28 protein-coding genes and 1 tRNA gene are annotated in these 24,767 nt (G+C 35.2%); 23 read left to right on the forward strand and 6 right to left on the reverse strand.

Translation table 11 applies throughout. The features are described 5' to 3' along the window. Nucleotides 1–10: 10 nt before the first annotated feature. Genes EG242_RS05200 through guaB form a run of 4 tightly spaced genes read left to right on the forward strand, consistent with a single transcriptional unit; the run spans nucleotide 11 to nucleotide 4,115 of the window. A complete protein-coding gene (locus EG242_RS05200) occupies nucleotides 11–1,030 on the forward strand; it encodes a quinone-dependent dihydroorotate dehydrogenase (protein ID WP_124898847.1) in 1,020 nt (339 codons plus the stop codon). Continuing rightward, a complete protein-coding gene (locus EG242_RS05205) occupies nucleotides 1,030–1,659 on the forward strand; it encodes a LysE family translocator (RefSeq protein ID WP_124898848.1) in 630 nt (209 codons plus the stop codon). Before EG242_RS05200 ends, EG242_RS05205 begins: the two co-directional genes overlap by 1 nt. Before the next feature lie 60 nt (nucleotides 1,660–1,719). Then, nucleotides 1,720–2,583: a hydroxymethylglutaryl-CoA lyase gene (locus EG242_RS05210; RefSeq protein WP_091525706.1), complete on the forward strand. Its 864-nt coding sequence runs from the start codon at nucleotides 1,720–1,722 to the stop codon at nucleotides 2,581–2,583. 59 nt (nucleotides 2,584–2,642) lie between these two features. Continuing rightward, a complete protein-coding gene (guaB, locus tag EG242_RS05215; protein WP_124898849.1) occupies nucleotides 2,643–4,115 on the forward strand; it encodes an IMP dehydrogenase in 1,473 nt (490 codons plus the stop codon). A gap of 56 nt (nucleotides 4,116–4,171) precedes the next feature. Here the strand turns inward: guaB and EG242_RS05220 are convergent, their stop codons facing one another. After that, nucleotides 4,172–5,371, reverse strand: coding sequence for an ABC transporter permease (locus EG242_RS05220; protein ID WP_124898850.1), 1,200 nt, complete (start codon nucleotides 5,369–5,371; stop codon nucleotides 4,172–4,174). Between the two features lie 2 nt (nucleotides 5,372–5,373). Further along, a complete protein-coding gene (gene rbfA, locus EG242_RS05225; RefSeq protein WP_124898851.1) occupies nucleotides 5,374–5,766 on the reverse strand; it encodes a 30S ribosome-binding factor RbfA in 393 nt (130 codons plus the stop codon). A gap of 67 nt (nucleotides 5,767–5,833) precedes the next feature. Here rbfA and mce point away from each other — a divergent pair, with 67 nt between their 5' ends. Then, complete coding sequence (mce, locus tag EG242_RS05230) at nucleotides 5,834–6,235, forward strand: methylmalonyl-CoA epimerase (RefSeq protein ID WP_124898935.1); 402 nt, start codon at nucleotides 5,834–5,836, stop codon at nucleotides 6,233–6,235. A gap of 79 nt (nucleotides 6,236–6,314) precedes the next feature. After that, nucleotides 6,315–6,388, forward strand: a tRNA-Ile gene (locus EG242_RS05235). 64 nt (nucleotides 6,389–6,452) lie between these two features. Here the strand turns inward: EG242_RS05235 and EG242_RS05240 are convergent. Next, nucleotides 6,453–9,230, reverse strand: coding sequence for a COR domain-containing protein (locus EG242_RS05240; protein WP_124898852.1), 2,778 nt, complete (start codon nucleotides 9,228–9,230; stop codon nucleotides 6,453–6,455). A 53-nt stretch (nucleotides 9,231–9,283) separates the two neighbouring features. After that, nucleotides 9,284–10,456, reverse strand: a complete 1,173-nt coding sequence (locus EG242_RS05245) for a type ISP restriction/modification enzyme (RefSeq protein WP_124898853.1) — start codon at nucleotides 10,454–10,456, stop codon at nucleotides 9,284–9,286. Nucleotides 10,457–10,780: 324 nt separating this feature from the next. On the opposite strand from EG242_RS05245, the gene EG242_RS05250 reads away from it, so the two are divergent. The 16 genes from EG242_RS05250 to EG242_RS05325 all read left to right on the forward strand — a co-directional run bounded on the left by EG242_RS05250 (nucleotide 10,781) and on the right by EG242_RS05325 (nucleotide 22,421). Continuing rightward, complete coding sequence (locus EG242_RS05250; RefSeq protein ID WP_124898854.1) at nucleotides 10,781–12,049, forward strand: site-specific integrase; 1,269 nt, start codon at nucleotides 10,781–10,783, stop codon at nucleotides 12,047–12,049. 533 nt (nucleotides 12,050–12,582) lie between these two features. Next, nucleotides 12,583–12,975, forward strand: a complete 393-nt coding sequence (locus EG242_RS05255; RefSeq protein ID WP_124898855.1) for a single-stranded DNA-binding protein — start codon at nucleotides 12,583–12,585, stop codon at nucleotides 12,973–12,975. Nucleotides 12,976–13,018: 43 nt separating this feature from the next. Further along, nucleotides 13,019–14,092, forward strand: a complete 1,074-nt coding sequence (locus tag EG242_RS05260; RefSeq protein WP_124898856.1) for a DUF932 domain-containing protein — start codon at nucleotides 13,019–13,021, stop codon at nucleotides 14,090–14,092. A 52-nt stretch (nucleotides 14,093–14,144) separates the two neighbouring features. Continuing rightward, complete coding sequence (locus EG242_RS15040) at nucleotides 14,145–14,528, forward strand: hypothetical protein (RefSeq protein WP_235831873.1); 384 nt, start codon at nucleotides 14,145–14,147, stop codon at nucleotides 14,526–14,528. A gap of 20 nt (nucleotides 14,529–14,548) precedes the next feature. Then, a complete protein-coding gene (locus tag EG242_RS05270; protein WP_124898857.1) occupies nucleotides 14,549–15,031 on the forward strand; it encodes a DUF1281 family ferredoxin-like fold protein in 483 nt (160 codons plus the stop codon). A gap of 11 nt (nucleotides 15,032–15,042) precedes the next feature. Then, on the forward strand, nucleotides 15,043–15,381 hold the full coding sequence (locus EG242_RS05275) for a molybdenum ABC transporter ATP-binding protein (protein ID WP_124898858.1): 339 nt from the start codon (nucleotides 15,043–15,045) through the stop codon (nucleotides 15,379–15,381). Nucleotides 15,382–15,401: 20 nt separating this feature from the next. Next, a complete protein-coding gene (locus EG242_RS05280; RefSeq protein WP_124898859.1) occupies nucleotides 15,402–15,845 on the forward strand; it encodes a hypothetical protein in 444 nt (147 codons plus the stop codon). 140 nt (nucleotides 15,846–15,985) lie between these two features. Then, entirely contained in the window at nucleotides 15,986–16,174 is a 189-nt protein-coding gene (locus EG242_RS15045) for a hypothetical protein (protein WP_235831874.1), read from the forward strand. 19 nt (nucleotides 16,175–16,193) lie between these two features. Continuing rightward, nucleotides 16,194–16,802, forward strand: coding sequence for a PRTRC system protein E (locus EG242_RS05290; protein WP_124898861.1), 609 nt, complete (start codon nucleotides 16,194–16,196; stop codon nucleotides 16,800–16,802). A gap of 17 nt (nucleotides 16,803–16,819) precedes the next feature. Beyond that, nucleotides 16,820–17,038 carry a PRTRC system protein C gene (locus EG242_RS05295; RefSeq protein WP_002978317.1) on the forward strand — a complete coding sequence of 73 codons (219 nt, stop codon included), beginning with the start codon at nucleotides 16,820–16,822 and terminating at the stop codon, nucleotides 17,036–17,038. 16 nt (nucleotides 17,039–17,054) lie between these two features. Next, nucleotides 17,055–18,230 (forward strand): hypothetical protein, encoded by a 1,176-nt coding sequence (locus EG242_RS05300; protein WP_124898862.1) that lies wholly within the window; start codon nucleotides 17,055–17,057, stop codon nucleotides 18,228–18,230. Then, the gene (locus EG242_RS05305; protein WP_124898863.1) at nucleotides 18,227–18,949 is read left to right on the forward strand and encodes a PRTRC system protein B; all 723 of its coding nucleotides are present in this window, start codon (nucleotides 18,227–18,229) and stop codon (nucleotides 18,947–18,949) included. Before EG242_RS05300 ends, EG242_RS05305 begins: the two co-directional genes overlap by 4 nt. Next, entirely contained in the window at nucleotides 18,949–19,755 is an 807-nt protein-coding gene (locus EG242_RS05310) for a PRTRC system ThiF family protein (protein WP_124898864.1), read from the forward strand. The genes EG242_RS05305 and EG242_RS05310 overlap by 1 nt, the downstream gene beginning before the upstream one ends. A 424-nt stretch (nucleotides 19,756–20,179) precedes the next feature. Continuing rightward, nucleotides 20,180–20,884 (forward strand): hypothetical protein, encoded by a 705-nt coding sequence (locus EG242_RS05315; RefSeq protein WP_124898865.1) that lies wholly within the window; start codon nucleotides 20,180–20,182, stop codon nucleotides 20,882–20,884. Nucleotides 20,885–21,177: 293 nt separating this feature from the next. Beyond that, complete coding sequence (locus EG242_RS05320; protein ID WP_124898866.1) at nucleotides 21,178–21,447, forward strand: hypothetical protein; 270 nt, start codon at nucleotides 21,178–21,180, stop codon at nucleotides 21,445–21,447. Beyond that, nucleotides 21,444–22,421 (forward strand): hypothetical protein, encoded by a 978-nt coding sequence (locus EG242_RS05325; protein WP_124898867.1) that lies wholly within the window; start codon nucleotides 21,444–21,446, stop codon nucleotides 22,419–22,421. The genes EG242_RS05320 and EG242_RS05325 overlap by 4 nt, the downstream gene beginning before the upstream one ends. 48 nt (nucleotides 22,422–22,469) lie before the next feature. On the opposite strand, the gene EG242_RS05330 is transcribed toward EG242_RS05325, so the two are convergent. Beyond that, nucleotides 22,470–22,853 carry a VOC family protein gene (locus EG242_RS05330; protein ID WP_124898868.1) on the reverse strand — a complete coding sequence of 128 codons (384 nt, stop codon included), beginning with the start codon at nucleotides 22,851–22,853 and terminating at the stop codon, nucleotides 22,470–22,472. A gap of 53 nt (nucleotides 22,854–22,906) precedes the next feature. After that, complete coding sequence (locus tag EG242_RS05335; protein ID WP_124898869.1) at nucleotides 22,907–23,350, reverse strand: response regulator; 444 nt, start codon at nucleotides 23,348–23,350, stop codon at nucleotides 22,907–22,909. Between the two features lie 871 nt (nucleotides 23,351–24,221). Here EG242_RS05335 and EG242_RS05340 point away from each other — a divergent pair. Continuing rightward, on the forward strand, nucleotides 24,222–24,767 hold the full coding sequence (locus EG242_RS05340) for a hypothetical protein (protein WP_124898870.1): 546 nt from the start codon (nucleotides 24,222–24,224) through the stop codon (nucleotides 24,765–24,767).

Genomic DNA, 24,767 nt, shown 5'->3' on the forward strand with positions numbered 1-24,767 from the left:
TTATACAATCATGTACAAGTCAATAATTCGTCCGCTTTTATTCAAATGTGATCCAGAAAGAGTGCATCATTTTACTTTTTCAATGATAAAAACCATGCACGCTATTCCGGGTATGAAATCGGTTTTTAAATCGATTTATCAGGTAAACGATAAAAGATTGGAACGAGAAGTTTTTGGCTTGAAATTTAAAAATCCGGTTGGTTTGGCTGCGGGATTAGATAAAGATGCAAAAATTTATAATGAATTGGATGCGTTTGGTTTCGGATTCATTGAAATTGGAACCATTACCCCAAAACCGCAAGAGGGAAATCCTAAAAAACGTTTGTTCCGTTTAAAAGAAGACTTTGGAATTATCAACAGAATGGGCTTTAACAATGGCGGAATTGATTTAGCAATTGAACGTTTAAAGCAGAATAAAGGTGTTTTAATTGGTGGAAACATCGGTAAAAATAAAGTCACTCCAAACGAAGAAGCCGTAAACGATTACATGATTTGTTTTGAAGCGTTGTATCCGTATGTTGATTATTTCGTTGTGAATGTAAGTTCGCCAAATACGCCGAATTTACGTGCGTTGCAAGACAAAGAACCGTTGACGGAATTGTTATCAGCTTTACAGAGTAAAAATCTTCAGCAACCAAAACAAAAACCAATTCTTTTAAAAATTGCGCCCGACTTAACCAATGAGCAGTTGCTGGATATTGTCGATATTATAAACGATACCAAAATTGCCGGTGTGATTGCTACAAATACCACCATTTCACGCGATGGATTACAATCTGCAAACCAAACAGAAATGGGCGGATTGTCAGGTAAACCATTAGCTAAAAGATCAACTGAAGTCATTCGTTTTCTATCAGAAAAAAGCAATAAATCGTTTCCTATAATCGGTGTGGGTGGAATACATTCCGCTGCCGATGCGCTAGAAAAATTAGATGCTGGTGCAGCATTGGTTCAAATTTATACAGGCTTTATTTACGAAGGACCGGCGTTGATTAAAGAAATTAACCAAGCGATTTTAAAGCGCAGTTAATGACGTTAGAAACCATTATATCGTTCTTTTTAACAAGTCTGGCGTTAACCATTTCGCCGGGACCCGATATAATGTATGTTTTATCGACAAGTTTAGCCAAAGGAAAACAATTTGGTATTGCAACCGCAATTGGTTTAAGTTCGGGCTTGCTGTTTCACACCACATTGTTGGCGTTTGGAATATCAACCTTAATTGTAGCTATTCCGTGGCTTTTTATTGCCATAAAAGTTTTCGGAACGTTGTATTTGCTTCGAATCATCTACCTTTTATATAAAGCTCCAATTGAACCTATTGCGGTTAGTGTTGATCACGCACCAATTTCAAGAACTAATGTATTTCAACAGGTTCAGCAAGGTTTAATAATGAACATTCTGAATCCGAAAATAATGCTGTTCTTTTTGTCGTTATTTCCTTCGTTTTTACATCCCGAATTAGGAAACATTAAAATGCAGGTTTATACTTTGGGCAGTATTTTTATGTTGCAGGCATTGATTGTATTTTGTTTGATAGCGGTTTTAAGCGGATACGTCAGCAAATTCTTAATGAAAAACAAATACGTACAAGGTTACATGAATTATTTTCAGATAGCTATCTTTATTGCACTTATCGTATTTATGTGGATTAAATAGGTAAACATTAATTGTTTATTTTTTTGCAGATATTTTATCTTTCTATTATCTTTGAAACTTATGAAGCCAGTAAAAATAATAGAATGTCCGCGCGATGCCATGCAAGGCATTAAAATGTTTATTCCTACCGAACAAAAAGTTCAATACATTCAATCGTTGTTGCGTTGTGGTTTTGATACGTTAGATTTCGGAAGTTTCGTTTCGCCTAAAGCCATTCCGCAAATGCAGGATACTGCTGAGGTTTTGGCACAGTTGGATCTATCGGAAACCAAAACAAAATTACTGGCTATAATTGCAAATACTAAAGGTGCCGAAATGGCATCGGTTCATAACGAAATTCAGTATTTAGGCTTTCCTTTTTCTATTTCAGAGAATTTTCAAATGCGTAATACGCACAAAACTATTGCAGAATCTATCGTTACCTTACAAGAAATTTTAGAAATCGCCAATAAAACCAATAAAGAAGTGGTGGCTTATCTTTCAATGGGGTTCGGAAATCCGTATGGCGATCCTTGGAATGTTGATATTGTTGGGGAATGGACAGAAAAACTGGCAAATATGGGAGTGACAATTTTATCACTTTCTGATACCGTTGGATCTTCCACTGCAGAAGATATTGATTATCTTTTTTCTAATTTGATACCGAAATATCCTAATATCGAATTTGGTGCACATTTGCATACAACTCCCGATGCTTGGTTCGAAAAAGTTGATGCTGCATACAAAGCCGGATGTATTCGTTTTGATGGAGCAATTAAAGGATTTGGAGGCTGCCCAATGGCAAAAGACGATTTAACAGGAAATATGCCAACCGAGAAAATGTTGAGTTATTTTACGGCAAACAAAGCTGCAACCAACGTTCAGATGACTTCTTTTGAAGCTGCTTATAACGAAGCCTTGAAGATATTTAATTTTTATCATTAAAATTTTATTATATCGCGAAAAATCATTAAATTCGCATGCAATTCAACTACAATTGCAACATGAAGGCACATACAACTAAAATTGTCGGACAAGGATTAACCTATGACGACGTACTTTTAATACCTGCTTACTCAGAAATATTACCGCGCGAAGTAAGCATTCAATCAAAATTTTCTAGAAACATTACCTTAAACGTTCCTGTGATTTCAGCTGCAATGGATACCGTAACAGAAAGTGCTATGGCAATTGCTATGGCTCGCGAAGGCGGAATTGGCGTTTTACACAAAAACATGACGGTGGAGCAACAGGCACAGGAAGTGCGTAAAGTAAAACGTGCAGAATCGGGGATGATCATTGATCCCGTAACGTTGCCTTTAAACGCAACTGTTGGCGATGCGAAAACGGCGATGAGAGAGAATGGTATTGGCGGAATTCCTGTGGTGGACGAAAACCAGATTTTAAAGGGAATTGTAACAAACAGAGATTTACGTTTCGAGAAAAAGAACGAACGTTCTATTTTAGAAGTAATGACTGTTAATAAATTGGTTACTGCTTTAGAAGGAACTACGCTTGCAGATGCGGAACAAATTCTTCAAGAGAACAAAATCGAAAAATTGCCAGTTGTAAACGGCGATTATAAATTGGTAGGCTTAATTACTTTTCGCGATATTACCAAACTAACCTTAAAACCAAACGCAAACAAAGACAAATTTGGTCGTTTACGCGTTGCTGCTGCTTTAGGTGTAACTGCCGATGCGGTTGATCGTGCAAAGGCGTTGGTTGCTGCAGGTGTTGATGCATTAATTATTGATACAGCGCACGGACACACAAAAGGAGTGGTAAATACTTTGAAAGAGGTTAAAGCTGCATTTCCAGAAATTGATGTAGTAGTAGGAAATATTGCTACTGCCGAAGCTGCTTTGTATTTGGCTGAAGCAGGTGCAGATGCCGTTAAAGTAGGTATTGGTCCGGGATCGATTTGTACAACTCGAGTTGTTGCAGGTGTCGGATTTCCTCAATTTTCTGCTGTAATGGAAGTTGCTGCTGCTTTAAAAGGAACAGGAGTTCCGGTTATTGCCGATGGTGGTTTACGTTATACAGGTGATATTCCTAAAGCATTAGGTGCAGGTGCAGACTGTGTTATGCTAGGATCTATGTTGGCAGGAACAAAAGAATCTCCGGGTGAAACCATTATTTTCGAAGGTCGTAAATTTAAAACATACCGTGGAATGGGTTCAGTAGAATCTATGAAACATGGTTCTAAAGACCGTTATTTCCAAGATGTGGAAGACGATGTTAAGAAACTGGTTCCAGAAGGAATTGAAGGTCGTGTTCCTTACAAAGGTGAGTTAAACGAATCAATGACGCAGTTTATTGGTGGTTTACGTGCCGGAATGGGTTATTGCGGTGCTAAAGATATTCCCACGTTGCAAGAAACGGCTCGTTTTGTGCAGTTAACAGCATCAGGTATCGGTGAATCACACCCGCATAATGTGACTATTACAAAAGAAGCTCCAAATTATTCGAGATAAATAATAAAAAAAACTGGTTTTAAAACCAGTTTTTTTTTGCAGTATTATTAAAATACTTATTCATTCATTAAAATTTTTATTCTACTTGCAGCGATGTACGAAGCAATTATACTTAAAATTAAGATAATTATAGTAACTACTGTTCCGTTTTTCCAACGGAAGACAACAGGATAAGGAAAATCCCCGTTAGCCTTAACAAAACCGAAATGCTGTTGCAGTAAAGTAATAGTAATTCCAAGTATTAATCCGATAACAACGCCACCAACAGAAAGAATCAAACCTTGATAAAGAAAAATACGTTTTAGTTTTTTTTGCGAAAAACCAATATCATACAAAGTTTTAATATGATCTTTCTTTTCAAGAATAATCATAATTAAAGCACCGGTTAAACAAAACAATGTGACAATAATAATCAACGTAAAAATAAGATAGATTGCCAAACTTTCGGTTTTTAGCATTTTGTACAGACCTTCATTTAATTGAGATCGATTTTTGATTATTTCGTTCGGAAAAATTTCTTTCAATAAAGAAGTTAATTCTCTTTCCGAAGTTCCGTTTATAAGTTTAAATTCAATTTTAGAAAATTCGTTTGCTTTAAAACTCAACAGATCTTTCCCAACATTAATATCGGCATAAATATACTTGTTATCTGTTTCAATATTGTTAAGACTGTAAATTCCGGCTGTGTAAAGTGGCAGTTTAACATAAGCATCTTCGGGCATCGTAATCATGCCCTTGCCGGGTTTCATAGCTAAAACCTCTAAAAGCTTGTCGTTAGAATACATTCCTGCCGATAGTTCGTTTGCTAAAACATCACCCATAACAGCATCATTCGTATTAGGCTGTATCCATTTTCCGTGCGGAATGTTTTCTGTAATTGCTACTGTTTTAGGATAATTACTATCAACAGCCTTTAGAATGGCAACAATCTGTTTATCGCCATAAGTGAAAATAACACGGTCTTCAATGATGTTTGAATGATTAGCGATTTTGCTTAAAGACTTTAATTTTTCCTGTTGATTCACAGTTACTGTAATACTTTTTCCTTTCGATGGAAGAACAACCAAATCAGGATCTATTACATTAGTGAAAGAAACCAACGAATTTTCCAAGCCGCTGAAAACCGACAAAACAACAAACAAAGCCATACTGCTTACAATGATTCCGATAGCCGAAATTCGCGTAATGATATTTATGGCTTTTGTTCTGCTTTTACTGAAAGCGTAACGTTTGGCTATGTAAAAAACGGTATTCAAACTTATTTTTTCTTTCTATGAGCCAATAACTCACGGTTTTCAATCGGGTTTTCATCGCCTTTTAAAGCCGTGTCTATTTTTTCAATATAATCTAAACTATCATCAATATAAAAGACCAAATTTGGAACTTTTCTTAATTGATTTTTAACCCGTTGCGATAAATCATGCTTAATTAATGGAGCGTTTGATTGAATAGCTTTTAACAATTCAGGAGCTTTATCAGTTGGAAAAACACTTAAATATACCTTTGCAATAGATAAATCGGTAGTTACACTTACTTTCGAAACTGAAATAATTAAATTAGAAATTCCGTTTTTACGAACTTCACCCTGTAATATATCAACCAGGTCGGCTTGTAGTAAAGCCCCCATTTTTTTTTGTCTGTTTGTTTCCATTGTGCAAAAATACAAAATTCATACAGATATATATTTATCTTTACAAAAACAAAATTTTTAGTTTATGATGCGTAAAATTGAACATATTGGTATAGCAGTAAAAAGTTTAAAAGAATCGAATGAATTATTTGAAAAACTATTGGGAACGCCAGCTTATAAAGAAGAAGAAGTTGCAAGCGAAGGTGTAAAAACATCTTTCTTTATGAACGGACCCAACAAAATTGAACTTTTGGAAGCAACAAATCCAGATTCGCCAATTGCAAAATTTTTAGAAAAGAAAGGCGAAGGGATACATCACATTGCTTTTGATGTAGAAGATATTGTTGTGGAGATAGAACGATTAAAAAAGGAAGGATTTACTGTTTTAAACGAAATGCCTAAGAAAGGAGCTGATAATAAATTAGTTGCATTTTTACACCCAAAAACAACAAACGGTGTTTTAATAGAACTGTGTCAAGAAATAAAATAAAATTGAAAATTATTTACTGAACGCTTGCAAATACTAAAAAAACATAGTAATATTGCACTCGTTAATAACAATTGACGCCGGTCCTATAGCTCAGTTGGTTAGAGCACCTGACTCATAATCAGGTGGTCCCTGGTTCGAGCCCAGGTGGGACCACAAAAAAAACCCTTAATACATTGTATTGAAGGGGTTTATTTTTTTTAAGGGGGTGGTTAGGGGGCTATTTTTTATTAAACATATCTAGCATTATATGTACTATTTCTAATGTATCACCATTATTTTCATGTCTTGATATTCCAACCCTCATTGCTCCAATATTATTATGTAAATCACTTTTTAGAGCAAAACCAGAATATGGGTATTTGTCTTCATAATCCATTTCTTTGATATATTTAGTATAATTAGCCCATAAATTATCCAATCTGTTGCTTTCAGCAAAAACAATAACAAACTTTCTTTTCAAATAATGAGTGTCATATTTTGATAATAATTTGTTTATATGATCAGATACAACAGTGTTCTTTTGACCACAACTATTTAATCGAAAGCATTCAAATATTGTGATAGGTATACCATTATTTCTTCTAATCATGATATCCAATTCTCCTGCACTAATACCAGAACTTGAAGATCCAGACCTAGTTTGATCTGCAACATTATGTCCTTTCGTTCTTAAAAGATCTACGATATCATCGTTAAATAGATCTTCAATTTTCTTTTGGTATTTTCTTTCTAAGATTCTAGATGAAATTTCAATTATATCTGTTAATATTTTATCCAGAGAATATATTGGGTTGTCATCATGTTCTGTATTTTCAATATGATAAAGACCTAGAAGTTTGTGAACATTAATTCCTGTATAACTTATTTCACATGGAATTGTTTTAAAAACATTACTTACACCAATTGCTCTAACGAACGAATAGTTAAACAAATGGGGTGTTTTAGAATTTATACAATCAGAACAAATACACGGAATTCTCTCAGGCACGTCATGATAGTTTAAAGATTGATGAATGTCATTTAATTCTTTACGAATTATTTCTAATAGAAAAGATGCATTATCTCCATTAATCCAAATAAATAATTTTCTAGAATATTGATCTGTAGTGATAAGGGCTCTCGTATTTTCTCTTTGAATAATCACTCCATTTTTCCAAAATGTGTTGTCATGAATTAGATTTCTTGTTCTTACAATAAATCTAGCCATAATTCCAGCAGGCATAAAATCATAATGATATTCAAAACGTAAGTTGTTATTATAATCCCAATCAAAATCAATTATTTCAGGTTTTAATAATTCAGGAATTAGAAATATGTTTTTATCAATTTCGAAGCATAACTCGAAGTTTTTCATTAATGTTACAATATAAGGTCTCTTATCAGATTCAAATTCAAATAGAACTGCATCTAAAAGTTCTGGGTCAAATTCACCATTTCTTTGGATAACTTCTTTAGAATCTAATATCTTATAAACTGCATTTGTAGCCCATTCTGGCTTTAAGAAGATAATTTGCCTAAGTAAACTATCCTCTTGGAAATGAAGGAAAACCCCTAAATCATGAAAATATTGACTTAAAAATAACGCCCGTTTATTAGACAAACCACACTGATTACATATTCCTAAATATTCAGATAATGAAATATAATTTGATTGTAGTGATTCTAAAATTTTTCTAATTTCTAACCAAACTTTTGGAAGTTTATCACCAATTAGTGGTAAAGAGTTAATTTCATTACTAATGTTTTCTGATAATAAGTCTATATTTTGACCTGTTATTGCACTAACTTTATGAAATGATACGATATTTTTAAATTTAGCTTTTAAAGATTTTTCATCTATATTAGCGATTCTTTCATCCATCTTATTAAGTACGATGATTACAGGAGAATTGTTACTCAACAATCTGATTACATTTAGCCAATAATCAAAACTTATTTGATGTTGATCGGTTCTTGCTTCCCAAACTAACAGATAAAGTGATCTATTTGTTAAAAAGAATTGGTGTGTAGAATGGTAGATTTCTTGCCCTCCAAAATCCCAAATATTTACTCTAAAATTAGGTGAGGATAGGGTTTTTATAGCCCAATTTTTTATGTCAATTCCTTCTGTTGAACAGGTTTCTGGGGTGTCGTTACTTACTAATCTATTCATTAAGAAAGTCTTGCCAACATTTCCTTGTCCTACGATCAATAATTTAGCTTCAAACAACTGTTCATTATCACCTAATGACAGATAATAATTAATAATACCAGATGCTCCTTGTGCTGAAATTTCTACAGGAACTCTCCCGATTGGATTGTTGTCGAAGTCAAGATATTCAAGAGTAGCTAAATTTTCAAATTCTACAGGTAAATGATTAATTTTATTTCCGCTTAGAATTAATCTCTTTAATTTTTTTAGTTTTCCGATACTTGTAGGAAGATAGGTTAAATTATTAAAGCTTAAATTAAGCTCTACTAAATTTTCTAAATTGTCAAAAATATTATCATCAATTTCAGAAATGTTATTTTCAGACAAATCTAACTTTTCCAAGTTATTACAATCTTTAAGAGCAATAGGGAATTGTTCTAATTTATTACCTTTTAAATTTAAGTTAGTGCATTTTGAATATGTTATTTTGTCGTCAGATATATATGATATTTGATTATAGCTTAAATCTACTTTTTCAATACGCATTAAACTTGTAAAATAATGATCTGTTATTTTTAAAATTTGATTATCAGATATGTTAAAGCAATTTAAGTTTTCTATTGTAAATACTATAATTGGTAAATCTTTGAAGTAATTATTCTTTAAACTCAAATTTTCAAGATTCTTAAATTCGTAAAACCAATCTGGTATGATATTAATAGAATTACCAAATAAATCAAGATATTTTAACTCCTTGCATATTCTAAGTTTATAAGGTATTTCTTTTAACCTACCAGAATTTAATTGAACTTTAGTTGTATTTACTTTTAAGTCTTGTATCTTATCTTTTATGTGCGGTTTCATGACTATTTTATTTTTTTTTAAATATTAAATTTACAATTATCGAATTATTTAGACTAGTATATCTTATCAATCTCTTTCATCAATCTGTCTGTTTCTGTAAGAGCAACAATTATTTTATTGTAGTGCATAATGTCATCGAAATCAAGTTCGATGTCTTTGCGGTCTTTTAACCATTTTTGAGCAGGTTGATATCCTCCGATGTAGAAATTCCAAGCTACTTGTGGAACGTTATCAAAATATTGTGTTTCGTTAATATAAACTCTACCCATTGGCTCAAATGTGTCATTATTTGAAATGCTATCTACTTCGACAACATAATTACGTTGTTCGTATTTTGGTTTACCTACAATGTTAGTACCTTCAACAGGATATGAAGAAATAAAATCTTCTACTTCTGAAGATTCTAATAGATGTATCTCTCTAATCTGTTTTCCTAAAGCTACAAGTTCCCAAAATTGTTTTTGGTCTATTGGATAAGGTACACGTGGAAAATCTATTTTAAGAAATTCCTTATAAGTTTCTCTGTATGTAGGTGAATGTAATACTGCATAGATATAATCTAAAATATCTATTGGTGCGAAAGTCCCTTCTGTAATTTCCTTTTCGTTTGTAAATATTAAGCCTAATTTATCTGCTATTTCGTTTACACTTTCTACGTTTAAATTTGGGGTGCGTTCTGGTGTTTCTTCAATGCTGGTTTGAATGGAATAGTTGTATAAATATAATGGGAAAATTGAAGTTATTTCACTTGTTTTATTTGAAACAAAAGAACTTTCTATAATTTTATCTGATATAAAAATATGTTGGTAAGTATCCCCTGATTTAAACTGTTTACATAATGTTAACCCTAAATTTTTAGCTTTCAAGAAGTTATTAGCTGTTTCTTTTCTAGGGCGTTCAATAAAAAAATCATTATAGTAAATAAATTTTTGATCGAAAAGTCTATATGAAATTGTAGTAATATATTCTGAATTAAACTCTTTAGATTTAATCTTTATATCATCTATTTTCCAAGTTGAATTTTCTTTAATTGGGTACTTATTCTTTAGTTCACCTTTATCTAATAGATAGAAATCTTTAACTCTATTCATTAATGTTTCTTTATCAGAATCAATAACAAATGAATCTCTTGCAGTTACAATACCAACATTATTTAATGGAAATAACTCATTCAATTTAAATCCATTATCATATTTTTTCTGAGCACCAAAATCTTTTTGCACCATAAAATAATTAGGTGCAATATTTTCTAAAAAATTAAAATCAATTGAATGTATATTATTTTTATTGAAAAAACTTTATTAGATAGCAAAAATAAGCAAAACGATTAAAACCTTTGCTATACAGCAGCTTATAAAATAACAGGTGAGAATTAGAAGACTCTGTACAATAGGTTTACACCTTAAATTGACAAGGTTAGGTTACTAAATCATTACTGATTTGTTTTAATTAGACAGCCTTATAACTGTCTATAATTCAAAACTTTGCGTTCTTTTTCTTATACCCTTGTAACTCAATAAAAATTAATTTTAAACATTAAAATTTGAGTTATGGAAAAGGAAAAAAGATCCACGTTCAAACTGCTATTCTATTTGAAAAAGAACGAACCAAAGAAAAATGGAAACGTACCTGTTATGGGACGCATAACCATCGATGGAACACCCAAATCCTTTAGTACAAAATTAGAAATTAATCCTAATAATTGGGATCTAAAGCACGGAAGAGTATTAGGGAAAAGTACCCAGGCACTAAGCATTAATCTTAAATTGGATAATATACGAGTGCGTATAAATAAAATTTATGATGAAATGCTTAAGGATGAAGGTTTTGCTACTGCACAAAAAGTAAAACTCTCATTCTTGGGTGTTGGTGTTATGGACGATGCCCTGTTAAAAGTTTTTAAAATCCACAATGAGGAATTTGAAAAATTAGTAGCTAAGGAAAAACGCTCTCAAAGCACCTACAATAAGTATATTACAGTCTACAATCATCTTTGCGAATTTATAAAGGAGCGTTATCATCGTGAAGATATGGCTTTCCGGGAGCTAACTTCTGATTTTATCAGGGAGTTCGACTTTTTTCTGCGATATGATAAACAGTGTGCCCATAACACGGTTTGGGTATATACGATGCCGGTTATTAGTATGGCAGAACTTGCTATTAAAAAAGGCTTGATAAGGGATAATCCTTTTGAAGATTATGAAATCTCAATGGAAGAAACTGATCGGGGTTATATTCTTAAAGAAGATGTGGAAAAGTTGATGAAATGCAAACCGGAGCATAAAAGGTATGAGCTGGTAAAAGATATTTTCATTTTTAGTTGCTTTACAGGACTTTCTTATGTTGACATTAAGAAAATGAAACAAAGTAATATACAGTCATTTTTTGACGGGCATCAATGGATTATCAGTCGAAGACAGAAGTCCGATATTGCATCCAATGTTCGATTGATGGAAATCCCTAAACGTATCATTGAGAAATATCAGGGTGTTACCCGAAATGAATTCATTTTCCCCGTTCCGACAAACGCAACCTGTAATGCTCACGTTAAGAAACTGATTGAAAAAGCAGAAATTAATACAGAGCAAAAAGTAACCTTTCACACGGCAAGACATACTTTCGGAACAATGTTTCTTACTGAAGGTGTTCCATTGGAAAGCCTCAGCAAAATGATGGGACACAAAAATATTTCTACCACACAGATTTATGCCAAGATCACAAGTCAGAAAATTAGCAAGGATATGGATTTGGTATCACCAAAATTCGCAGGAATGGAAGCCGCATTTATTGAAATGGAGCAAGAAGATTTAGCTATCTAAATTATACTAATCAGTAGTAAAGTTTAAGCAGGATTTAACGATCCTGCTTTTTTTATACCCATACTTTTTGTAGCCTAAGCACATTTACCCCCTTTCACGTTCCCCTCGCAGTAAAAGAGCTTACGACTACTCTTTGAATAGAAAATTGAAAAACACAGCCCTGCTTTTTCTTCTCTTTATATTTTTCAAATCTCTATCACAGGCTTTAAAAGCCTTGTCATTTATCCCAAAAATTTATTACAAGAATATTTCCATAATCAACCGGTAAAAAGGCAGCCAAAGTACGGCGGTCACCCACGCTCAATCCCAGCCAAAAGACTACGGCATAAACGGTTTCCTCCCTAAAGGTACCCTCCAATTATTCCGTTTCCTTTTGGCTTTTCCTCTTGACCGCCTTAATAGTCTGCTTTCTTTTTTCCGGTTTTTCTTTTGGAAAAAATTATGCGAAGCGAAGCGGAGCAAACCACAACAGGAAGCAGGGAACGAGAAAAGCGAACGTAACAAAATGTAAAACTTTTAAAACAGGAACGATTATGAACATCATCGGAAGACTGACAAGAGATGCGGAAGTACGCACAACGTCACAGGACAAACAAGTAGTAAACTTTTCAGTAGCGACAAATGACAGCTACAAAAACAAACAGGGCGAACGCATAGAGCAAACCACCTATTTCGACTGCTCTTATTGGATTTCTGCAAAGGTAGCCACATTACTCACAAAAGGCACTTTGGTAGAACTCACAGGACGAGTAAGCACAAGAGCGTGGACAGGCAATGACGGAGAGCCTAGAGCAGGACTGAATTTCCATACCTCACAAATCAAACTGTATGGAGGTGGCAAGAGAACCGAAACCGTACAGGCTACTGCACAAACAGGAAGCAACAGTACAGCAGGAAAAGGCACAGAAGACGACCTACCATTCTAACAAAGAGTATTCAATCATTTTTTAACATCAAAATTTTAGCATTATGGCACATAACATTCATTTCAACGAGAGAACAGGAAAGCACAGTTTCTTTTCAGTACAGCAAAAAGCGTGGCACGGTTTGGGGCAAATAGTCGAACAATATCCAACGAGCGAGGAAGCCATAAAACACGCAGGGTTAGATTATGAGGTGGTTAAATCCCCTCTATTTACCAAAGGTTCGGGCATTATCGAAACTGCTAATGGTATCGAGATAGGTAGTAGCGAATTGGAAGTGCCTAACTATTTCGCCAACATACGCACCGATAACAATGCTGTATTGGGCGTAGTTGGTAAGGACTACCACATTGTACAAAATAGAGAAGCCTTTAATTTCTTTGATGCCATTGTAGGCGGTGGCGAAGGTATTCTATACGAAACCGCAGGAGCATTGGGCAACGGAGAACGCATTTTTATCACAGCCAAATTGCCCGACTATATCCGTGTAGGTAATGGCGATGATGTAACGGAAAAATATATTTTCCTTACCACTTCGCACGATGGTAGCGGAAGTATCACAGCCGCTTTTACTCCCATTAGGATTGTATGCCAAAACACGCTGAATGCCTCATTACGCAGTATGACCAATGTAGTCCGTATCAAACACACTTCGGGAGCAAAGCAACGCATCGAGAACGCCCACAAGATTATGGGATTGGCTAACACATTGAGCAACCAATTAGAGGGCATTTTCAACGAGTGGACGAAAGTAAAGGTTACAGACCGAGAAGTAAGAAAGCTAATCCAATTGGCACTTTGCCCGAATAAGGAAACGCTTGACCTACTCAAAAAAGGTGCGGAAGGTGAAGTTTCCACCGTGTTCAAAAATGTGGTTGATGATGCTTTCAGCTATGCTATGATGAGCGATACCCAACAAATGAACACGACAAAAGGCACTTTGTTCGGAGCGTATAACGCCGTGACAGGCTACTATCAGAACGTAAGAAATTACAAGAACGATGAAGCCAAGCTACAGAGCATTGTACTCGGTGGTACTGCCCAACTGAAATCGCAGAAAGCATTTGAACTGTGTACCTCATTTGCTTTGGACGGTGCGGAAATCTTCAAACTTAATTAAATAACCACAGGCTACCGCCTTAAACGGTGGTAGCCTACTATAAACAACAGCTATGACAATAGAGATATATGAAGCAACGCTGAAGCACGACACAGGTACGACAATGCTAAGAGTATTTTCACTTAGCGGAAAGCAGGGAGCGATACAGCAGATAACAACCGTAGAGGGTTGTCCCGAATGTGCCATTGTGGATATAGTGAAGATTGATAACGATACAAAACAGCAGGATATGAAAGCAAAAACCATAGAGGAAGCAAAAGAATTGGCTAAAGGCAAGAGCCTTGAAAAGAAGCACAAGGACGAAACAGTACATATTATCTACTGCAATCGGACGGAGTATTTCTACATAGACACAGACGGTTTAATACGCCTTTGGGAGCAGTCATTCGGCTACTATGTAAATGGCGTTTACACCGCTGAAAAATCACATTCATAACCTTTAAACAATAAACGATTATGGCTAATTGGTGCAGTAATACGGTTGTTTTCGAGGGAGAACCCGAAGCAATCGAACAGATACAACAGCTATTCAAATCAATGGCTGAAAAACAACAGGAAGAAAATTGCGGACAACTGCCCGACTTCGTAGAGGACAGTAACGGTGGCTATTTCTTCGACATCTACCAAGACGATGATGTTACAGGCATATTTCAGTATGAAACAAAATGGTCGCCCAATATTGAGGTAGTACAAGCGATAGCAGAACACTACAACGTGAATTTCACACAGGACTATGAGGAATTAAGTAACGGTGTATGTGGCAGGGCAATGTTTTCTGACAAGCTACTCACAGATATTTATTTGGACGATGAAGAATTTGAGCAATACGAGTTTGATGAAGAAACAGACACCTATCATTTTGAGGGCAACGAATACGAAAGCGATTACGAGATATTGGAAACCCTATTGGAACGGAAAATCGCCATTTATCAATCTTAAAAGCAAACACAATGGAAACAAAAGTAATAGCCACAAAGTTTGTCCGCCACAATGTTCCCGAATTAGAAACTCTGCAAAATGCAAAGGTCTATCTGTTAAGGGAAAAACTGAACAAGGGCGAAAAGATGAACCGAGCCGAAAAGAACTGGCTTGCAGAAGCTGTAAACCGTAATGCTTTCTTCAAACGAGCCGTTCCCTTGCAGGGTTATCGCTTCGGGTTTGAAGATGTATTAAAAACCTATGTGGTAAAACAGTACGGTAGTTGGGCAGAATACAACTCCCCCGACAAAACAAGCCTTAGAAGCATTGTTTACGGCAGGATTGACCAGATAGCAGAAATCAGTAAGTAACAATTTAAAGCAATCTAAAAATGAAACTATCAGATAAACCAACAGCACATTTACTGCTAAAAGCAGGTACTAACAGCGAATGGGATAATTGCAGTTTTGCCATTGTCCACATTACCGAAGATTGGAAAAAGGAACAGCAAAAACGGCTTGAAATGGTTAAGCCGTTTGCAGAAGATTACTTCTTACAATCACTGAACTATTACGATACGGCAGTAGATTTTTATACGGCTGACGAAGACGACAATCCCGATTTATACAAATGGCTTGAAAATAAGCCTATGGTATTCGTGGAAGTGGATAAGGACGAATTAGAAACCCTTTCCGTACCCGAAAACCGATTGGACTGTTATAGGCTTGTAATGTACAAAACAGGAACAGCTATGTACAAGGCTTACGGAAAGCATACGAGCGAAGAATTTTGGACAGAAGAATTTCCATTAACCCCATTAATTCAACAATTATGACACGTTCAAACCTCCATATCAAATTGAGCAACGGCAAATCAATTATATGCGTTGCGGACAGCAGTTCAGCACCCGAACAGGGATATATCGTAGACCAACTGCTATTGCCACTTCTTTCGCTTGACGACAGCGAACAGGAAATGGCTTTACTATCTGAGCATTGCACAATGGATGAAAGACGTTGCAACGCAACCTACCGCTACACCATTGACCTAACTACCAAAGAAGTAAAGTTTTTTGAAGAGCATTACAGTTATACTAAAGACAATTTCAGAAAGGGCAAGGATATAACGAAGCGGTATAACGATTATGTAAAAACAATTAGATAACAATTAAAATTTCAGAACGATGAATACCAATTTTTTTAATCAGATACAACAGTTAGACTTTACAGGAGTATTGCAACTGAACATTTCCAAAGGAGCAGAAAACAACCTTATCGTATCGGTACTGCTCAACAACGAACAATGCGGAGATAACGCCAAAAACCTAATTCCCCCATTGACGTTTAACGCCACACCACAGGAATTTGACGAGGGATTTTTTGAGCAAATAAAAGCACCTATCAAAACCGTTTCGGGCGTTATGGTGGATATGGAGAAATTTCTCAAACAAATAGAGGAAGTCAAAAAGCAATCGGCAATGGAGAAAGAAAAAACCGAGAAAGCAAAAAAGGAAAAAGAAGCCAAAGACAAGAAGTTTAAAGACGGTATGGCAAAGGCTGACGAACTCGAAAAAGAGGGCAAATTCCGTGAAGCGTGGATAAAAGTACCCGACATCACCGAGTTTCCCGAAAAGGCGGACGAGATACGTAAACGCAAAACGGCATTGTCTGCAAAATTCGCCACACCAAGCCTTTTCGGAGAAGCGGAAGAACCGCAACCCGAACCGAGCCAAGAGGAAGAAGTTACAGCCGATTATCCTATTGACGAAGCGGAAGAAGAAACAGAGTATTAACAATAAAAACGAACATTATGTTATTAGCAACGCAATTAGAACGAGTGTTTATACTCAAAGATAAAGGACAGGACATCAGACTGACCGACCCCGAACCACGTTGGAGCGTGGAAGCCGTAATGAATTTTTACGCCAATATGTACCCGATACTCACAACGGCAAAAGCATCTGCACCGCAGATAAAAGATGATGCGGTAGAGTACAAATTCGAGAGCGTAATGGGAACGAAAGGTTAATCCAAAATTTAAAACGATGAATTATGCAACGCAACATCATATCGGGAACTATCACAATACCCGAACAGCAACGCCAACGGCAATTACACCGACAGTTGGGCGAGTTCGCCAATTGGCTACAAAGACCAAAGGATGCAAACCAAGTACGAAAAGACAAACAGAAATCCGTACCGATAGCAATGCTACCAATGGTATTCTAAAGTGTACGTTTCTGCCTAAACTGAAAATGGAACAATCCGTACAGGCTTGTAAGAAATCAGCAAAAACGGAGAGGGATTTTTATAAGTCCCTTTCCAAACTTGCCGAACATTACAACATTGAGCCGATGCAATCTAAAGAATTTACATTTCCCTACAATATCGTATTGGGTATGTGGGATATGGAAACCAAACTAAAACGTACCCATATCAATTGGGATAGTTTACGTTTGGTACAGGACAGCAAGAAAGCGTTTTTGAAAAGTGAGGAACGGTATGACACAGGTACAACCTTGTATTACATTCCTATTGTGCCACTCTTTAAAATGCTCAAAGACCCGAAACGGAAAAAGTCGGCACAGTTGCTTGTTTCGGTTTGTAGTTATCTGTACCATATAGCCGACATTCCGTATTACAGACAGGAAAACACTTATTTGTATTGGTTGTATGAAATGCACAAAGATTGGGTAGAACAGGACGATGACACGGAAGAAACCCAATACTACAAGCGAGAATTTGCCAAAGCGGAATTGATAGGCGATTGTATAGAACAAAGACTATTTAACCGCATCAATTTAGAAATGTTTGAAAAGCGTTTAAGCAGTTTTGTAAGCCGTGATGTGTTTGAAATAGAATGTTGGCAGTTGGCTTGTAACGCCTTTGCTCTTTATACGGAATATCCCAAAGCAAGCATTTTCAGAAACGCACCATTGCCCGAACAAGACCCCTATGACGATGATTACGACAAGGAAGCAATCGGAATGGAAAAGTACATTTCGTTTATCGCAGACACAAAAGGTTGGCTCTATGAAAATCTTTCGGACAGCATAAACAATGAGTTTAACGAATACGGAATAATGGAAGAACCAAGCATCAGCAAATCCTTTGACGGAAGTAAAGTAACACAGGAAAGCCTTGATTTTGAAAACCGACTTTTTGCTGTATTGGACGACTTATGTAGCCTATTGTATAACTATAAAACAACAAGACAATGAACCACACAAACGATATAACCGAGAATTTTGGAACATTGTATTATCCAAAATCCGCTTTGGTTTTCTACGAAACCATAGGAACAGATACCGCAACCTATGTGGAGCATTTTGATATGGACAAGAACGGCAATCCTATCAACGCCCACCCATTGACCGTAAGGGAAGCCAATGTATTGGCAAAATCCTTACAGACCGATGATGAAAAGAACCAAGCCTTTTTAAAGCCAAAGGGAATTTTACCGACCAATGTTTTACACATTAACCCCAATGCGGAAAAAGGTACGGTATTATGGTACACCAAAGCACAACAAAGACAACTGTATTTTGTGAATAGTTTGGAGATACCCAACGGAAAGGCACAAGTACCGCCAATGCTATGGTTAGCAGATAAAAACAGTCTTACCGTATTTGCTTTGGCAAACAACAGAAGACCAATGGCAAAAACGCTTTTGCATCACGCACCGTTCTTTAATATCTATGAAAAAGGCAATGTATGTATGGGAACGGTAAGTATAGACATTAAAAATTCCGCTTCGGTAGAAGAATTTATACAGGCTTGGGAAGACTATTTTTTTAACAGCTATTTCAGTCATTCATTGAGTGCAAATTTGACAAAAAAGAACATTGTAACCCTTTGGAAAAGCCTTGTCAATACAGATAAACCCTTTCCTACAGAGGTATTGAAAACGAATAACAAAACCCTTAAACACCTATTGTAATGGAAACGACAAAAACAGCAGTCCATTTTACGGACAATTATTTACTCAATCCGACCAACCCGATTTCGGTAAACCTTATCGGAGCAGGTGGCACAGGTTCAAAAGTATTGACCGCCTTAATGGAGATAAACGAGAGTTTGATAGCTTTAGGACACGCAGGGCTACAAGTCCGCCTTTGGGATGATGATGTTATCACAAGTGCGAATTTGGGCAGACAGCGATTTTTTGAAAGTGAAACAGGCTTGTACAAATCCGTAGCCTTGATAAACCGTATCAATCGTTGTATCGGTACAAATTGGAAAGCAGAAACCCAAAAATTTGAAAAGGATAAATTTGGCAGATTGCCCGAAAATACAAAGGCTATCATTACCATTACTTGTGTGGATAATGTAAAGGCAAGGTTTGGCGTTGCAGAGATATTGAAAGAAATAAGTTACCGCAAAAATTACAGGGACGACCCTAAATATTGGCTGGACTTCGGGAACAGCCAAGATACAGGACAAGTGATACTATCTACTATTGGAGAGATAAAGCAACCCAATTCAGAGAAATACCAAACGGTGGCAAGTCTGCCATTTGTTACCGATGAATTTGGGGAATTGCTGAAGCAATCCGAACAGGAAGACAACACGCCAAGTTGCTCACTTGCTGAAGCATTGGAAAAACAGGATTTGTTTATCAATTCATCATTGACACAAATGGGTTGTTCTTTACTTTGGAACTTGTTTCGCAGGGGAATGACCGAATACAAAGGATTTTTTCACAATCTGAAAGATTTCCGAACCCACCCGATAAAAGTTGCCTGACAGCCAAAGTCGGGCGGCGAAAAGACGCATCCTTCCGTTGGTCGGAACCGCCTATTCGCGATTAAAATCGGTGCAACCACTTTTCTAAAATGTACCATTCACACCATTCCTTCCTCTTCATTTTATCAAACAGGTTGCGACATTATTTTCGTGGGATATTCAATATCCCTATCGTTGTTTTAGCAGACTTCTTTTCTTTTCAGATTGCGACCAAGAAAAGAAGCAAAAGAACGTCGCTTATTAATTAACTAAAATTGTCTGATATTTCATTTTCACATCTGTATATTATACTTTTTTTGTAAGTTAGCTTTACAGAAAGCACATTTTTCAATGTTTGATCTAAATTCATATTTTCTTAATTTATAAGGAAGCTTAATCAGTTTGTTTTCTCAATATAAGCCATCTTAAACACGATATATTAGAAATGATAGTTGGAACAAGAATATTTAACGGACTACTTTTGACCATAATTATAATTTTAGTGATTATGTCTATAATTGCATTGGTAGCAATTCATTGTTTATTACATGACAAATACATTCTTTCATTTTCACCAGTTGGGATTAACACATATCTATCTGCTTTTGGACAATACAAAGCATTATTTACAGCAACCGTTGCAACAATCGCAGCTTATTTAGGACTTCTTCGTTTAAAAGTGGCTACAGACGCCAATAACGATAAATTAAAACAAGACAGGTTTTCTGAATGGAAAATGGTTCTTGATATTAGATTTATAGAAATTGAAAAATTAGATCCCTATATGAAAAGGGAATTTATAAGAGTTCGCTATAATCTTTTCAAGCAACTTTACGATTTACATTTTTCAATTTCAGACAAAAACCAGTTAACACAAATTTTCCAAACAAACTTTGGAAATCTTGTAAGTTTCTATGAAACCCAAAACAATAAACATATTGATATGGGTGGGGCTTATCCTGATGACAAATACTCATATTCATTTGACTCATTTCGCTTCTTGTTACTTGGGTGTGTTGATAAAACTTATCCTGATATAGTAACAGATTTAAAAGCTATGTATTTATCAGCCTTATCAACTGATAGATATATTAACCCTGAATTATATAAAGCAGCATTGACCGATAATCTAAAGAATAGACAGAAGTAATTTCTATTTTGTGTTTTACATCTTGGAAAATATCCCTTAATCCCTTTTTTTCATTAAGTTAGCTTAACGAAACCTCTTAGGTTACTCTTTTCATGAATTGTCAATTCAGATTAATTCGCCTAATGCTTCGCCAATTCGTTTTCCGTAATAGATTATAAGTCAGAATCGTTAATATTAGCTTATTCCAGAACGGTCTTTAATTGCCTGTTTGAACTTAGTAACTTTTATAACCTTATAAATTGAGAATCATGAAAACAAGAGATTTACGACTAGAAATTAAAATTTGGGGATCAATGCTTGAATGCAGAGTATTCCTTGAAACAGATGAAGTAGGACTATGGGCTTACAACGCATCAAAAAAGATTTTCTTTAAAGAACTTCCTGATTATCCGATTGAAGGAGAACTAGATGTTAGAATGTTTTGTAAAGGAAAAAATGGAGCAAGTGCAAAGCTGACTGTAAAAATTAAAGACCAGGCTGACGATTCGTTGGAATGTGTTATCAATAAAGGCAATTCCGAAACATCTAAATCAATAACCATTATCCAAACCGCTGACTTATGAAAAAAAACATTACTCTTATAGCTATAACTATCTTATTTCCTGCCCTATCATTCGGACAGGTATTTTTAGAAACTCTTGAAGGTGACGAAATAACCTTAAACCCTATTGGCATCAATAATGGAGCAATTCTTGGAAGTCTGAATTCCTCAGAACAAAGTCTTCAGTTTAAATCAGTTTTTACCCTACCAAACAAAAATGGTGTATTACCAAATCAGTTTGTAACCCTTAGTGTAAAAGGAAAACCCTCTGATGGAATAGCAACTCTTTTTTCCGGAGGAAATTTTAACCCCAGCACTGCAATAAATCTTGCCTATTCTAAAATACATTTATTTTCAGATAAGGATAAGGCAGATGCCAAGTTTATAGACTTCTTTACTTTAAAAGCAGGTTACAACGTAAACAAGCAGACATTGTTCAAATCTGATACATTGTTTAAAGACCAAATTAACGACTTTACATTTGAGGGGCTGGACTTGTCTTTTAACTATAACGCTTTACTATCAGGGAAGAATTTATTGACTGTCTCGATCGGTTATGCTCAAAAAAACAATTATTCAAAATTAGACAAGGTAGAAATCAAAGATTTCGCAACAATTACAGATTCCCTATCCGGCACATCGAGAACATATAGCGAAACCATAAATGGTAGAATGGGGAATTATAAAGAATATGAAAGTTTTCCATTCCGGATTGCTTACACAAGTTGCCCTTCTGAATTTAAGGAAGATGAAAACAAAATGAAGTTTGGCTACACGTTATATTATTCCAGTGAATTTGGGAATAATACACCCGCTCATAACTTAGGAGCCTTGTTGTTTTTGACTAAACAAAGTGAAAAGACAGGAATAAGAACTCCTGTTATTGGATTGGGGATTCAGGCAAATGATATAAGTGACAATTTAAATAAGGGAAATAACCTTACCAAACGGGTTACTTTTAATCTTACAACAACATTTAATCTTACAAGTCTTTAAGATGATTGGATTTATAACTTTCACAACAGCACCTATAGTGCTGTTTTTTTATAACTCTTCAGCAAAGGCTAAAATATGTCCGTCAGGATCGCGAAAATAGCAGGCTTTATGCCCCCAATCTCTATCTTCAATCTCACTAACCAAAACCGCCCCCAACTCTAGGGCACGTTTATAATAAGGTTGCAAATCCTCTAATACAAGATAAATTTCACAACGGGGAATACCATTTCCATTTGCAGGATGCTGGGTTTTTTCTGCTATTATTTTGGCAATGCCATTTTCGGGCATTATTCCAAGTTTCAGTGTAGAAGACAATTCAAACTCTGTCATGCCAGACACTTCCAATGTTGGTTCTTTTAATAATAATTTGCGATAAAAGTCTGTACTTACCTTCTGGTCTGCTACATATATAATAAACTGGAAAAGCTTCATAAACGGAAAGAATTATTTGTTTTTTTGTTGAGATACAAATTACAAAATTAAATTTACTGCAAATACTTTCCTGCTATTTCATAAACTCCCACACTAAAATATTTTTTCCCATTAGAAACGGTTTCAATAGCTTTTCTAAAATCGTCAGCATCACTACCAACCAGCAGATACCCACTAAAGCCTATTTCTATAAGAACCCTTACAACTTTTTCAGCATCAATATCGCTATGGGCAATAAGATGTAAAGAAGGGTATTCCTTTTTTAATTTTTGAATCTGTGTTAATACATTTTTGTCGTAAAAATCAAGGTCAATGATGCAAACATCAGGCAAGTCCTTTAATGCTGATAGTTGGGATATTCCGTCCTCAATATTTTCTAAACGGAATAACACTTCAATTCCCAAACCTGTAAGATCGTTACAGGTCAAATCTAAAATTGGGCTTTTATCATTGATAAATACCGTTGTAATTTTTTGTTGTGCAATACTGGTTCCCATATTATTTCATTTTTAAAGTTATATAGCAGCCCTGCACAAAAAAAGAAGCGCAGGCAACAACACTTACCGATACTGGGGCACTGGTATACCCGAACCACGAATAAGCGAGTACCCACGCCTATAGCGTGAGTATTCCTACTTATCGTCTCGGGTTCGCAAAAATTACCAGTTTTCAGTATCGAGACTTAAAGCAAAAACACTTTAAGATTTTTATATTTTCAGATACAAATATACTAAACTCGTTTTGATACGAAAACACATCTGCGCTAAAATTGATTATATAAAAAAACAGGTCAAATTTCACATTGCATTGGGTGTATAAAGTGCATTTTTCACTATCTTGCATTGTTCTTAATTAATTGCTTCAGGCAAATAAAACAGATACTTTAAATACAAGACAATGAAGACATTGCTTAATCTTCGTTAAGAAATGTAAACGCTGTTTTTATTTCTTAACAGAATAAAAACAGGCACTATGAAAATACCTTATACCCTTCGCTTTTCCGGCGAACAACATAAAGAGAAAACAGTAGCATCGGGTAACTTACCTGAGTGGTGTAGTTTCCCACTAGAATTTACACAAAGAAAAAGGGGCAAATGCCCCTTTTGTTTATAATAGGGCTATTGTGGTACTGTTTTTGAGTAACGTATGTAAGTTCAATTTCATTTAACCTTATCGACTTTTCCAAGTCTAAAAACAGACCATAAATTGTTATTTCCAACCATTTATGTGATTTTATCATCTAAGTATATAGGGATAAATCATACAATAAGTTTTAGTAATCAGTTTACCAAGTGAAACACATACTTCACCAAGTATGCCCGAAAATTAAAAAGATACTGACTACTTTAACCGCTAAAATATAAACCAATGAAGCACAAACTTTTTATATTAATTTCTTTTTTGCTCTCATCGGGAACGATTTTAAATGCTCAAAAAAACGATGTAGCAATCCGTAAAGAATATCAACGAATTGAAAACCTGAAAACTTTGAAGATTGACAGTCTGACTCATATAAGAGGAATTGACTTCAATCGAGGAAATAGTGTAGATGAGAAAAAATATAAAATTTTCAAAGAAAAAAGGAAAATTGTAAAGATTCAGTACGAAGAAATTGGAAGTATTGGAAATAGCAATCGAGAATGGAACAAAAGAACTATAGTATACTTAAAAAATGACATCCCATTCTTTATAACCGAAAATACTAATGGAATGATGACATTGTATTTATTGGAAGGTGGCGAAAAATCAGAGCCGTACAATAAAACAGAAGAAATCTATGTTTATGACTGGAATAATGAGAAGATTAAGAGAATGTATAATGGAAACGAAGCAAAACCTCAAATGAATATATGCAAATCCTGTTATGAAGAATTGATTGAAAAAATCAAACTGGAATTTAATTCAAAAAAATGA

This window comes from Paenimyroides viscosum (genome assembly GCF_003858535.1).
GTDB lineage: Bacteria > Bacteroidota > Bacteroidia > Flavobacteriales > Flavobacteriaceae > Flavobacterium > Flavobacterium viscosum.